We start from the raw sequence: 12,663 nt of genomic DNA on the forward strand, positions 1-12,663 counted from the left end.
AGATGAGCATGGCAAGGAGCGAAAGCCTGCGCGGGAAGCGCGTCCTGCTGATCATCGGCGGTGGGATTGCCGCCTATAAGTGCCTGGAAGCGATCCGGCGCTTGAGGGAGGCTGGCGCCCGCGTGCGGGTGATCGTCACCAGAGCGGGGCAGGAGTTTGTTACGCCGTTGTCGCTCGCCACGCTTTCCGGCGAAATGGTGCATACCGACCTTTTCGACCTCACCGACGAGGTCGAGATCGGCCATATCCGCCTTGCCCGCGATACGGACCTCGTCGTTGTGGCGCCGGCGACCGCGAACCTCATCGCCAAGATGGCGAACGGCATTGCCGACGACCTTGCCACCACGGCACTGCTTGCCACCGACAAGCCTGTGCTGATCGCACCAGCCATGAATACCCGCATGTGGGAACATCCGGCGACCCGGCGCAACCTTGCCCGGCTCCTTGCCGACGGCGTCGCGACCGTCGGCCCCGGCGACGGTCCGCTTGCCGAAGGCGAATCCGGGATCGGCCGCATGGCCGAGCCTGAAGAGATTCTGGCCGCCATCGCCGCGGCGCTGGGCGGCGGCGCCGGAACGCTGCATGGCAAGAAGATTCTGGTTACGTCCGGGCCGACACACGAGGCGATCGACCCGGTGCGCTATCTCGCCAACCGCTCATCCGGCAAGCAGGGCCATGCGGTGGCCTCGGCCCTTGCCGGCCTTGGCGCCGAGGTAGTGCTAATTTCGGGCCCGGTGTCGCTCGCCGATCCGCCAGGCGTCAAGACGGTGCATGTCGAATCGGCGCAGGAGATGCTTGCCGCCTGCGAAGCGGAGATTCCTGCGGACGCCGCTGTTTGCGCGGCTGCGGTTGCCGACTGGCGGGCGGAAAAGGCAGCCGGCCAAAAGCTCAAGAAGGAAGGCAAGAAGACGGCGCTATCCCTGGTCGAGAACCCCGACATTCTGGCGACGCTTTCACGCCACAAACGCCACCGCCCGGCGCTTGTCATCGGTTTTGCCGCGGAGACCGAAAAGCTGATCGAGAACGCCCGCGCCAAGCTCAAGCAAAAGCGCTGCGATTGGATCGTCGCCAACGACGTTTCGCCCTCCCGCGGGGTTATGGGCGGCGACGACAATCGGGTGCATCTGGTGTTCGCGGGCGGAGACGAAGCTTGGCCGCTGATGAGCAAGGAAGAGGTGGCGGCAAGGCTTGCCCAGCGCATCGCCAGCCATCTCACAGCCAAGCGCAAGGCCGCCGAATGATGGCGGCGGGTGCGGCGTTCACCGTAAACGTCCTGCGTCTCGATCACGGTCGCGACCTGCCGCTTCCGGCCTATGAAAGCGCGTCCGCAGCCGGTCTCGACCTTGCCGCCGCGGTGCCGGCGGATCAGCCGCTCCTGCTTGCCCCCGGCGCGCGGGCGTTGGTGCCGACCGGCCTAGCCCTCGAGCTACCGCAGGGCTATGAGGGCCAGGTGCGGCCGCGCTCGGGGCTCGCCATCAGGCACGGCATCGGCCTTCTCAATGCGCCGGGCACGGTCGATGCCGACTATCGAGGCGAGATCATGGTCCTGCTCGTCAATCTCGGCGCGGAACCCTTCGCCGTTGAACGCGGCATGCGCATCGCCCAGCTAGTCGTCGCCCCGGTCGCCCGCGCCGAGCTTCGCGAGGTCGCGGCGCTGTCGGCAAGCGCCCGCGGCGCCGGCGGCTTCGGCTCGACGGGGTGAGGCGCGCCATCCATTGCCGAGCGCTACATCTCGACGCTCTTGTTCGAGGGTCTGCGAGGCTCGCTATCCGCCGTCACTGGCGCGAGGGCGTTCGCCGGTCAAGTGGAGCCATTTGACCGGGATGATCTTGCGTCGTGGCTCGGCGCATTTCGAACGGCGATGTGATGCATCGGAGGAGACATGCAACGACACTACGGCGCAAGAGAACCCGGCGTTCGGTGGGCCAAATCGGCCCACCGGCTGTGTTGCGGCGCTTGCCGGATATCCGGTATCGTGGCTCACGCGCCGCGCCTTGCCGGATGAACCGATTTGACCCATCAAATTGATCCCATATGACCGGTGAATGCTCTAGTCTCGCCGCCATGACGCTGAGCGAAAAGGAGCTGCAACGCTACGCCCGCCACATCGTGCTGCGCGAAGTCGGCGGGCCGGGCCAGCATAGGCTGAAGGCGGCGCGGGTGCTGGTCGTAGGCGCCGGCGGTCTCGGCGCGCCGGCGCTCATCTATCTCGCCGCCGCCGGCGTCGGCAGCCTCGGCGTCATCGACGACGACAAGGTGTCGCTGTCAAACCTGCAGCGTCAGATCGTCCACGCAACCGGCGATATCGGCCGGCCGAAGAGCCAATCGGCCGCCGACGCCATCGCCCGCCTCAACCCGGAGGTCGCCGTCGAGGCCCATCATGAGCGGCTTGCCGCGGACAATGCACTGGAGCTGATCTCGCGCTTCGACATCGTCGCCGACGGCAGCGACAATTTTTCCACCCGCTATCTCGTCAACGACGCCTGCTTCTTCGCCAAGAGGCCGCTGGTCTCCGCCGCCGTCGGCCAGTTCGACGGCTATCTGACGACCTTCCGCGCCTTCGAGCAGGACGCCGACGGCAATCCCAATCCAAGCTATCGCTGCCTGTTTCCGGAGACGCCGCCCGAAGGCATGGCGCCGAGCTGCGAGGAGGCGGGCGTGCTCGGCGCGCTCACCGGCGTCATCGGCTCGCTGCAGGCGATGGAGGTGATCAAGGAGATTCTCGACCTCGGCACCGGGCTTGTCGGGCGGCTCATCAATTTCGATGCGCGTGCCGCCCGCTTCCACGAGGTGCGCTATGGCTGGGACCCGGAAAATCCGCTGAACGGCAAGAGCCCGACCATCCGCGACCTGTCGGTTCACAAACGAGCCTAGTTCGGCCGCTCACAGCATCGACGGCAATACGCGGTCGGGTGGCGCGTGGCCGTCGACGAAGGTCTTGATGTTGATGATCACCTTCTCGCCCATGTCGATGCGCCCTTCCACGGTCGCCGAGCCCATGTGCGGGAGCAGCACCACCTTGCCCTGGTGGGCCAGCTTGAGCAGCTTGGGATTGACCGACGGCTCGTGCTCGAACACGTCGAGCCCGGCGCCGGCGAGTTCTTCGGTCTCGAGCATCCGCGCCAGCGCGTTCTCGTCGATGACCTCGCCGCGCGAGGTGTTGACGATATAGGCGCTCGGGCGCATCAGCTTCAGGCGCCGCGCCGAGAGCAGATGATAGGTCGCCGGCGTGTGCGGGCAGTTGATCGAAATGATGTCCATGCGCGCCAGCATCTGGTCGAGGCTGTCCCAATAGGTCGCCTCAAGCTCATCCTCGACCTCGGTGCGCACGCGGCGGCGATTGTGGTAATGGATCGACAGGCCGAAGGCCTTGGCGCGGCGGGCCACCGCGCGGCCGATGCGGCCCATGCCGACAATGCCGAGGCGCCGGCCCCAGATGCGGTGGCCGAGCATCCAGGTGGGGGACCAGCCCGGCCATGCCTCGCCTTCGGAAAGAATGCGCGCGCCTTCGGTGAGCCGGCGCGGCACGGCGAGGATCAGCGCCATGGTCATGTCGGCGGTGTCCTCGGTCAGGACGCCTGGCGTGTTGGTCACGGTGATGCCGCGATTGATCGCCGTTCCGACGTCGATATTGTCGACGCCGGTGCCGAAATTGGCGATCAGCTTCAGCCGCTCCCCCGCCTGGCTGAGCAGGGCGGCGTCGATCCGGTCGGTGACCGTCGGCACCAGCACGTCGGCCCGGCGCATCGCGGCAACCAGCTCGTCATGGCTCATCGCCCGGTCGTCGTCGTTGAGCTCGGTATCGAACAGCTCGCGCATGCGCGTCTCGACGATGTCGGGCAGCTTGCGCGTGATGATGACGAAGGGCTTGGTCTTCGGCATGGATTCGTATCTCCGCGGGGCGGTTTCACCTCTCGTTAATCGAATGCGCGAATGATGACACTAAGGATGAGGAAAGATCCGGCGCACTCCCATCGCCCCCTGTCTAGCAGAAGGGCCTTGGAAGACAAAGCGGATCGTCCGGCGAGCGGCAACAGCTTGACAACAGGCTTCCTTGCAGCCCTTTCTTGGCTGGATCCACGGGCATCGACCCGTGTCTGGCGACCGGGCGGGAGGGGCCGGAGCGGATACATGGTTGCGACGAAGGCGTATGCTGCAATCCGGCCGATCATGTTCGGGTTGGCCTGCGTCCTCATGCTCGGTGTCGGCCTCAAGATCACCATCGGCCTCGCGGCCAACGGCACCAGCCCGGTGCAGCAGACCGCAACGCCGATCAAGATCGGCCCCAGCGGCCTGCCAATTCCGCGTTTCGTCAGTCTCAAGGCCGACCGGGTCAATGTCCGCCGCGGCCCGAGCAAGAACTACGCCATAGAATGGGTCTATGCCCGCCAGGGCCTGCCTGTGGAGATCATCACCGAATCAGACAATTGGCGCCAAGTGCGCGATTCGGACGGCGACGAGGGCTGGGTGTTCCATTCTCTCCTGTCCGGACGGCGCACGGCGCTCGTCGCCCCGTGGATGAAGGAGACCACCTTGCCGATGCACGAGGCGCCGAAATCAACGGCGAATGTCAGCGCCGAGGTCGAGCCGGGCGTGCTCGGACGCATCGAGCGCTGCGACGGCAGCTGGTGCCTGATGGCGATCGGCGAAGTCCAAGGCTGGATGCCCCAGAGGACGCTGTGGGGCGCCTATCCGGGCGAGGTCATCGAGTAGCTGGGCGGCAGCCCAATTCAGGCGCTGGCCTTAGGGCGAAGCCGTACCACCACGTCGACACGCGAAATCTCCATGCCCTCCGGCGGCTCCGGCAACCGGTCGACGGCGACGCCGGCACCTGGAATGTCCATGATGGTGTTGTCGCCTTCGATGAAGAAATGATGGTGGTTGGAGATATTGGTGTCGAAATGGGTCTTCGATCCGTCGACCACGACCTCGTTCAGGAGGCCGACTTCGGTGAACTGGTGCAGCGTGTTGTAAACCGTTGCAAGAGAAACCGGAATCGAGCGGCGGATGGCCTTTTCATGCAACATCTCGGCGGTGACGTGCCAGTCCCCCTCGGCGAACAATAGCTCGCCGAGCGCGACGCGCTGACGCGTTGGCCTTAGACCGGCTCCCCGCAAGAGGGTGCGCACGTCCAACTTGTTGCGAATTTGCGACGGAGCATGCACGAGCTTACGATGTCCTCTGTTGGCGTTCCCGCGCCCCGCTCAAATTCGAGGCGATAGAAACTTCTGCCGCTTAGCGGCTATAATCAGAATAATAACGAATAATATGTGCAGACCGGGGCCCATGCAACTTTGACATAGGTCAAAGGTTGCCGCGAAAGGTCCGCGCCGGCGCCACCAAGGGAGGCTTCCGACGGTCTGCCGACTGTGTTAGAGGAACCGAACGTGGACCGCGGCGGATGCTCGTCAAACGGCATCCGGCAAGATCGGGACAGAGCGGAAAGACGATGCCGAAGCGGCGATCGAGTTTCGAGTATGAAGACCTTCTAGCCTGCGGTCGGGGTGAACTGTTCGGTCCAGGCAACGCGCAGCTGCCGCTGCCGCCGATGCTGATGTTCGACCGCATCTCGAAAATTTCCGCCGATGGCGGTGCGCATGGCCGCGGGCAGATCCGCGCGGAGTTCGAGGTGCGTCCGGACATGTGGTTTTTTCCTTGTCATTTCAAAGGCGATCCGGTGATGCCGGGTTGTCTCGGCTTGGACGCCATGTGGCAGCTTCTGGGCTTCTTCCTCGGCTGGCTCGGGGCGCCCGGAAAGGGGCGGGCGCTGGCCGTCGGCGAGGTCAAGTTCTCGGGCATGGTGGTGCCGGGGGTGAAGCTGATCGAATATGGCATCGACCTGAAGCGCATTATCCGGCGCAAGCTCACGCTCGGCATCGGCGACGGATGGCTCAAGGCGGACGGGAAAACCATTTACAGGGCGCTCGATCTGCGCGTCGGATTGTTCACTGCCGAGGCGCAAGCGCAGGCCGGCGCGAGATAATCCGTCTCGGTGCGACTTTTCCGCGCAGACCTTGGAAAGGGCGCGGAAACCGACCGAAAACCGGAATTTGCCGGAAAAGGGATGACGAGGATGAGGCGCGTGGTTGTGACAGGCATGGGAATCGTGTCGTCGATCGGCAACAACACTCAGGAAGTGGTGGCATCGCTGCGCGAGGCGAAGTCCGGCATCGTGCGCGCCGACGACTATGTCGAGCGCGGCTTCCGCTGCCAGGTTCACGGCGCGCCCAAACTCGACCCGTTCGAGGTGCTCGACCGGCGCCAGTCCCGGTTCATGGGCGCGGGCGCGGCCTGGAACTGGATCGCCTTGCAGCAGGCGGTGCAGGATTCCGGGCTCGAGGAGAGCGACGTCTCCAACGAGCGCACCGGCTTGATCATGGGCTCCGGCGGGCCGTCGACCAGCACCCTGGTCCAGGCCGCCGACGTGACCCGCGAGCGCGGCCCCAAGCGCGTCGGCCCCTTCGCCGTGCCCAAGGCGATGTCGAGCACCGCGTCCGCGACGCTGGCGACGCCGCTGCACATCAAGGGCATCAGCTATTCGATCTCGTCGGCATGCGCCACCTCCAGCCACTGCATCGGCAACGCGGCGGAGATGATCCAGTGGAACAAGCAGGACGTCATGTTCGCCGGCGGCTGCGAGGAGCTGCACTGGACCTTGTCGGTGCTGTTCGACGCCATGGGCGCGCTTTCGAGCAAGTTTAACGAGCGGCCGGAGACGGCAAGCCGCGCTTACGACATCAAGCGCGACGGCTTCGTCATCGCCGGCGGTGCCGGCGTCGTCGTGCTCGAAGAGCTGGAGCATGCCCGCGCCAGGGGCGCCAAGATCTACGCCGAGCTTGCCGGCTACGGCGCCACCTCGGACGGCTACGACATGGTGCAGCCGTCGGGCGAGGGCGCGGTGCGCTGCATGCGCATGGCGCTCAGCGGTCTCGACTGCCCGGTCGACTATATCAACCCGCACGCCACCTCGACGCCGATCGGCGACATCAAGGAGATCGAGGCGATCCGCGAGGTGTTCGGGGAAAAGTGTCCGCCGATCTCGGCCACCAAGTCGCTGACCGGTCATTCGCTGGGCGCGGCCGGGGTTCAGGAAGCGATCTATTCGCTGTTGATGATGAAGAACGGCTTCATCTGCGAATCGGCCCATATCGAGGAGCTCGATCGGGAGATGGCCGACATGCCGATCCTGCGCGCGCGGCAGGACAATGTGGAGCTCAACTGCGTGCTTTCGAACTCGTTCGGCTTCGGCGGCACGAATGCGTCGCTCGTCTTCAAGCGGTTCGACGCATGAAACCCGGGCCAGAAAGTTCACAGCGTACGGAGCGCCAAGCGACATGACCACAGCGTTGATGAGCGGAAAACGTGGCCTGATCATGGGGGTCGCCAACGATCATTCGATCGCCTGGGGGATCGCCCGGACGGTCGCCGAGCACGGCGCGGAACTCGCCTTCACGTATCAGGGAGAGGCCTTCGGGCGCCGCGTCAAGCCGCTCGCCGAGAGCCTCGGCGCCAAGCTGTGCATTCACTGCGACGTGGAGGACCTTGATACGGTCGACGCGGTGTTCGCGGCGCTGAAGAAGGAGTGGGGCGATCTCGATTTCGTCGTCCACGCCATCGCCTATTCCGACAGGGCGGAGCTGAAGGGCCGCTACTCCGACACGACGCGGGAGAATTTCAAACGCACCATGGTCATCTCCTGCTTCTCGTTCACCGAAATCGCCAAGCGGGCGACGCCGCTGATGGGCAAGGGCGGGTCGCTTCTGACGCTGACCTTCGGCGGCGCCACAAGGGTGATGCCGAACTACAACATCATGGGCGTCGCCAAGGCGGCGCTGGAGGCGAGCGTCCGGTATCTCGCCGCCGATTTCGGGCCGGCGCGCATCCGCGTCAACGCCCTGTCGGCGGGGCCCGTGCGCACACTTGCCGGCTCCGGCATCGCCAACGCGCGGGCGATGTTCAACTATCAGAAGCGTCATTCGGCCTTGAAGAAGAGCGTCAGCCTCGACGAGATCGGGGGCGCCGCGCTCTATCTGTTGAGCGACCTGTCGAGCGGCGTCACGGGGGGAGTGCATTTCGTCGACGCCGGCTACCACATCATGTCGATGCCGCGGCCGGGCGAGCTCAACAATGAGGAAGAAAACGGCGTCGAACTGACGGAAGCCGAGCGCGAGGCCGCGCAGTAGCCGTTCCTGGTCTCGTCACACCGTCAAAGAACAAACGGAAAATGCCCCGGAGCTGAGGGGCAAGCTTCGCCGTTGCCGCGAACCGTCTGGCTCCGGGTTTCGCCTTAAGCCCCAGCCTCAAGCCTTCACGGGCAGCCCCGCCATAGTGCGGGACGGGCGGCTTGGACGGCCTCCCCGGGCGGCCGCGCCGACTCAATAGACGCAAACCCGCCGGAGGCGCCGCTCCTCTCCGCGTGGGCGGTGTCGGGCCCTGAGCAACCGGGAACATGGGTGACAGTTCCGACCGGCGACATGGGTAACACATTTCCCGTTTTGTTCATGTCTGTTGCTGCTTCTGGGCCGGTGGGGTTGGGGGTAACCCTGCCGGGTTATCCACAAGTCCACGGGCCTTGGATTTGGGCTTTTTCAGGTGCGCGCCGCGATGCTCGATGACGCCCAGCACGACCGGGCCGTAGAAGGCGGTCCAGCCGCCATCCTCGCCTTCGAGGAGCCCCACCGGCTCGCCGGAATCTTTTGGAAATGAGGGACAGGACGGCCCTTGGAGGGTGTTCCGGGGCCTGCCCTATTCGACGGGCGCCGCCTCGGCGGTCCGCAGCTGCGGTTGCGGGCGCCAATCCATTGCGGTGTCGTGGGAAATGCGCTGCAGGGCCGTGCGCGGCCGGGACGCCGGCGTCTCAATGACCTGCATCAGAAAGAACGCCATGACGCCTACGGGCAGGGCGATACTCAGGGCGCCAGCGACCAGCAGGCGGAGCCGAAACCAGGGGGTCCTGGCGCGGCGATCGCCGATGGTCTCCGAGGCGACATTCGATAGGGACCGTCTCCGTCTCATGGGGGAGAAACGGTCCGGCGGGCCTTATGGTTCCAAAATGCGTGCGCAGCACGCGTCGCGAAGGATGAGGCCGCGGCGTTGCTCTCCGGTATTCACCCGGCGGCGCGTTCGCCCTTTTCGCGGCGCTCATCGCGCGGCTCGCGGGGGAGCTCCTGGCCGGTCTCCTGGTTGACCACCTTCATCGACAGGCGCACCTTGCCGCGCGGGTCGATCTCCAGGAGCTTGACCCACACCTCGTCGCCTTCCTTGACCACTTCGCCAACCGTTTCCGGCCGGCCCCTGGAGAGCTGCGAGATGTGCACCAGCCCGTCCTTAGCGCCGAAGAAGTTCACGAAGGCGCCGAAGTCCATCACCTTGACGACCTTGCCCCTGTAGATCTTGCCGACCTCGGGCTCGGCGACGATGGAATGGATCCAGTCGTGCGCCGCCTTGATCGCCTTGGAGTCGGCGGACGCGATCTTGATGCTGCCGTCGTCGGCGATGTCGATCTTGGCGCCGGTCTTGTCGACAATCTCGCGGATCACCTTGCCGCCGGAGCCGATGACCTCGCGGATCTTGTCGACCGGGATCACCATCACCTCGATTCGTGGCGCGTGCTCGCCAAGCTCCGGCCGGGCGCTGTCCAGCGCCTTGGCCATCTCGCCCAGAATGTGCATGCGGCCGGCCTGCGCCTGGGCCAGCGCCACCTTCATGATCTCCTCGGTGATGCCGGCGATCTTGATGTCCATCTGCAGCGAGGTGACGCCGTCGGCGGTGCCGGCGACCTTGAAGTCCATGTCGCCGAGATGGTCCTCGTCGCCAAGGATGTCGGAGAGCACGGCGAAGCGGTCGGCCTCCTTGATCAGCCCCATGGCGATGCCGGCGATCGGCCGCTTGATCGGCACGCCGGCATCCATGATGGCGAGCGAGGAGCCGCACACGGTGGCCATGGAAGAGGAGCCGTTCGACTCGGTGATCTCGGAGACCACGCGCAGCGTGTAGGGGAACTCCTCGGGCCGCGGCAGCATCGGCCGCACGGCGCGCCAGGCAAGCTTGCCGTGGCCGACCTCGCGCCGGCCGGTGAAGCCGACGCGGCCGGTCTCGCCGACCGAGAAGGGCGGGAAATTGTAGTGCAGCAGGAAGGCCTGCTTGTAGGTGCCCTCGAGCGCGTCGACATATTGCTCGTCCTCGCCGGTCCCCAGCGTGGCGACGACGAGCGCCTGGGTCTCGCCGCGGGTGAACAGGGCCGAGCCGTGGGCGCGCGGCAGGACGCCGACCTCGCACTGGATCGGCCTGACGTCGGTGAGGCCGCGGCCGTCGATGCGCACGCTCTCCTCGAGGATGCGGCCGCGCACGATCTCGCTTTCCACCGACTTGAACACGTCGCCGACGAGCTGCGGTGAAGGCGCCTCCTCAGGCCCTCCTTCCGGACAGATGTCGGCAAGAACCGTTTCCTTGATCGCGCCGATGCGCTCGTGGCGCTCCGCCTTGTTGGCGATCAGATAGGCGTTCCTGAGGTCGGTCTCGGCGATCGCCTTGACCTGCGCCGTAAGCTCGGCATTGTCGGCGACCGCGATATCCCACGGCGCCTTGGCCGAGCGCTCGGCAAGCCGGACGATGGCGTCGATCACCGGCTGGAACTCGCGATGGCCGAACATGACGGCGCCCAGCATGATCTCCTCGGAAAGCTCGTTGGCCTCCGATTCGACCATCAGCACCGCTTCGCCAGTGCCGGCGACGACAAGGTCGAGGGCGCCTTCGGCGACCTGTTCCTGCGTCGGGTTGAGAATGTAGGCGCCGTCCTTGTAACCGACCCGGGCGCCGGCGATCGGACCCATGAAGGGGACGCCGGAAACGGTGAGCGCAGCGGAACTCGCCACCATGGCGACAATGTCGGGATCGTTCTCCAGATCGTGGGAGAGCACGGTGATGACGATCTGGGTTTCGTTCTTGAAGCCGTCGGCGAACAGCGGCCGGATCGGCCGGTCGATGAGGCGCGAGGTCAGCGTTTCCTTCTCGGTCGGCCGGCCCTCGCGCTTGAAATAGCCGCCGGGAATCTTCCCCGCCGCATAGGTCCTTTCCTGGTAGTGGACCGACAGCGGAAAGAAGTCGATGCCGACGCGCGGCTGCTTCTCGGCGACCACCGTCGCCAGCACGGTCGTGTCGCCGTAGCGGGCGACGACCGCGCCGTCGGCCTGGCGGGCCATCTTGCCCGTCTCCAGCACCAGCGGGCGTCCGCCCCACTGGATTTCTTCGCGATGGATTTCAAACATAGTCATGGTCCTTCATGCATCAAGAAAGCATCCAGGGCCATGGCCAAGACGGCTCGACGCTCTCGGTTTCCCAAGAGCATCCGGCGATCCTGCCATGACCCGTTTACTTTCGTCTTAATCTCCGGCGCGGCGGCCCCTTGCCGCCGCTTCACCGGATCTACCGGCGGATACCCAGCCGGCCGATCAGCCCCTGATAGCGCTTGGCATCGACGCGCTTGACATAATCCAGGAGCCGGCGGCGCTGGCTCACCAGCTTGAGCAGTCCGCGCCGCGAATGGTTGTCGTTCTTGTGCGTCTTGAAGTGCTCGGTCAGATTGGCGATCCGTTCCGACAGAATGGCCGCCTGCACCTCGGGCGAACCGGTATCGGCGGCACCGGTCGCATATTCCTTGATCAGCTCCTGCTTGCGCTCAGGCGTGATCGACATCGTCAGCTCCCAACAATTCCGCGCCGAATGCGTCATCCAGCGATATGAAATACGCGGGTGGGATGCAATTCGCCCTGCCGGATTTCGCCCAGCGCCACCAGGGTGCCCCCGACGGTCGCATAGACGGTCCCCTGCAACAGCGGCGCGTCCCGTCCGCGCAGCAAAACGGCCTGTCCCCTCTTGAGGCGGGCCGCGTCCGGCCTGCTTATGGCCAACGCCGGGATGTCGTCCAGCGCGGTCTCGACAGGCCGCAGATACTGCCTCGGGTCGCCCCGGGCGGCGGCACTATGGCGCAACTCCTCCAGCATTTCCAGAGAAATCATGTCAGCCTCCGTGAACGGGCCGACGCCGGTGCGGCGCAGCGCGGTGACGTGGCCGAAGCATTTAAGCTCGCGGCCCATGTCGCGGGCGAGCGCGCGCACATAAGTGCCCTTGCCGCATTCGGCCTCGAACAGCGAGTGATCGGCATCGGCAAAGCCCAGATGGGTGAGCGAATAGACTGTCGCGGGGCGGGCCTGAAGCTTAAGGCGCGCGCCCTGGCGGGCAAGGTCGTAGGCGCGCTCGCCGGCGACCTTGACCGCGGAAAAGGCCGGTGGAACCTGGGAAATCTCGCCGACAAGGCGGGCCGCCGCCGCATCCACCGCCTTGGCGTCGGGGCGCGCGGCGCTCTCCGACACCACCTCGCCGTCGGCATCGTCAGTCAGCGTTTCCGCGCCCCAGCGAACGGTGAAACGGTAGGTCTTGACGCCGTCCATGACGAAGGGAACCGTCTTGGTCGCCTCGCCGAGGGCCACCGGCAACAGGCCGGAGGCGAGCGGGTCGAGGGTGCCGGCGTGGCCGGCCTTGCGGGCGTTGAACAGGCGCTTGACGCGGGCCACGGCCGCCGTCGAGGTCATGCCGACAGGCTTGTCCAAGATGACCCATCCATGGATGTCCTCGCCGGCGCGGCGCCGCGGCATCGCTCGCTTA

Annotated in this window: 14 protein-coding genes; 7 read left to right on the forward strand and 7 right to left on the reverse strand. The window is 65.7% G+C overall.

Going from position 1 to position 12,663, the window contains the following annotated elements; genetic code table 11:
• Positions 1–2: 2 nt before the first annotated feature.
• From coaBC to moeB, 3 genes are all read left to right on the forward strand, one after another.
• Positions 3–1,241 (forward strand): bifunctional phosphopantothenoylcysteine decarboxylase/phosphopantothenate--cysteine ligase CoaBC, encoded by a 1,239-nt coding sequence (gene coaBC / locus Q8P46_04080; protein ID MDP2619342.1) that lies wholly within the window; start codon positions 3–5, stop codon positions 1,239–1,241.
• Entirely contained in the window at positions 1,238–1,702 is a 465-nt protein-coding gene (gene dut, locus Q8P46_04085) for a dUTP diphosphatase (GenBank protein MDP2619343.1), read from the forward strand. The genes coaBC and dut overlap by 4 nt, the downstream gene beginning before the upstream one ends.
• Before the next feature lie 332 nt (positions 1,703–2,034).
• Complete coding sequence (moeB, locus tag Q8P46_04090; protein MDP2619344.1) at positions 2,035–2,874, forward strand: molybdopterin-synthase adenylyltransferase MoeB; 840 nt, start codon at positions 2,035–2,037, stop codon at positions 2,872–2,874.
• Between the two features lie 9 nt (positions 2,875–2,883).
• On the opposite strand, the gene Q8P46_04095 is transcribed toward moeB, so the two are convergent.
• On the reverse strand, positions 2,884–3,882 hold the full coding sequence (locus Q8P46_04095) for a D-glycerate dehydrogenase (GenBank protein ID MDP2619345.1): 999 nt from the start codon (positions 3,880–3,882) through the stop codon (positions 2,884–2,886).
• Between the two features lie 249 nt (positions 3,883–4,131).
• Between Q8P46_04095 and Q8P46_04100 the strand changes: the two genes are divergently transcribed.
• Positions 4,132–4,713, forward strand: coding sequence for an SH3 domain-containing protein (locus Q8P46_04100; protein ID MDP2619346.1), 582 nt, complete (start codon positions 4,132–4,134; stop codon positions 4,711–4,713).
• A gap of 17 nt (positions 4,714–4,730) precedes the next feature.
• Here the strand turns inward: Q8P46_04100 and Q8P46_04105 are convergent, their stop codons facing one another.
• Positions 4,731–5,165, reverse strand: a complete 435-nt coding sequence (locus Q8P46_04105; protein ID MDP2619347.1) for a Fur family transcriptional regulator — start codon at positions 5,163–5,165, stop codon at positions 4,731–4,733.
• A gap of 284 nt (positions 5,166–5,449) precedes the next feature.
• On the opposite strand from Q8P46_04105, the gene fabA reads away from it, so the two are divergent.
• From fabA to fabI, 3 genes are all read left to right on the forward strand, one after another.
• The gene (gene fabA / locus Q8P46_04110) at positions 5,450–5,983 is read left to right on the forward strand and encodes a 3-hydroxyacyl-[acyl-carrier-protein] dehydratase FabA (GenBank protein MDP2619348.1); all 534 of its coding nucleotides are present in this window, start codon (positions 5,450–5,452) and stop codon (positions 5,981–5,983) included.
• Between the two features lie 90 nt (positions 5,984–6,073).
• Positions 6,074–7,291: a beta-ketoacyl-ACP synthase I gene (fabB, locus tag Q8P46_04115; GenBank protein ID MDP2619349.1), complete on the forward strand. Its 1,218-nt coding sequence runs from the start codon at positions 6,074–6,076 to the stop codon at positions 7,289–7,291.
• Positions 7,292–7,334: 43 nt separating this feature from the next.
• Positions 7,335–8,183 (forward strand): enoyl-ACP reductase FabI, encoded by an 849-nt coding sequence (fabI, locus tag Q8P46_04120; protein MDP2619350.1) that lies wholly within the window; start codon positions 7,335–7,337, stop codon positions 8,181–8,183.
• Between the two features lie 316 nt (positions 8,184–8,499).
• Here the strand turns inward: fabI and Q8P46_04125 are convergent, their stop codons facing one another.
• The 5 genes from Q8P46_04125 to truB form a co-directional block, all read right to left on the reverse strand.
• Positions 8,500–8,679 (reverse strand): hypothetical protein, encoded by a 180-nt coding sequence (locus Q8P46_04125; protein MDP2619351.1) that lies wholly within the window; start codon positions 8,677–8,679, stop codon positions 8,500–8,502.
• A 66-nt stretch (positions 8,680–8,745) separates the two neighbouring features.
• Positions 8,746–9,015 carry a hypothetical protein gene (locus Q8P46_04130; GenBank protein ID MDP2619352.1) on the reverse strand — a complete coding sequence of 90 codons (270 nt, stop codon included), beginning with the start codon at positions 9,013–9,015 and terminating at the stop codon, positions 8,746–8,748.
• Positions 9,016–9,107: 92 nt separating this feature from the next.
• Entirely contained in the window at positions 9,108–11,267 is a 2,160-nt protein-coding gene (gene pnp / locus Q8P46_04135; protein MDP2619353.1) for a polyribonucleotide nucleotidyltransferase, read from the reverse strand.
• Between the two features lie 157 nt (positions 11,268–11,424).
• Positions 11,425–11,694, reverse strand: a complete 270-nt coding sequence (gene rpsO / locus Q8P46_04140) for a 30S ribosomal protein S15 (GenBank protein MDP2619354.1) — start codon at positions 11,692–11,694, stop codon at positions 11,425–11,427.
• A gap of 32 nt (positions 11,695–11,726) precedes the next feature.
• The gene (truB, locus tag Q8P46_04145) at positions 11,727–12,653 is read right to left on the reverse strand and encodes a tRNA pseudouridine(55) synthase TruB (GenBank protein ID MDP2619355.1); all 927 of its coding nucleotides are present in this window, start codon (positions 12,651–12,653) and stop codon (positions 11,727–11,729) included.
• Positions 12,654–12,663: the final 10 nt, after the last annotated feature.

The organism is Hyphomicrobiales bacterium (genome assembly GCA_030688605.1).
Lineage (GTDB): Bacteria > Pseudomonadota > Alphaproteobacteria > Rhizobiales > NORP267 > JAUYJB01.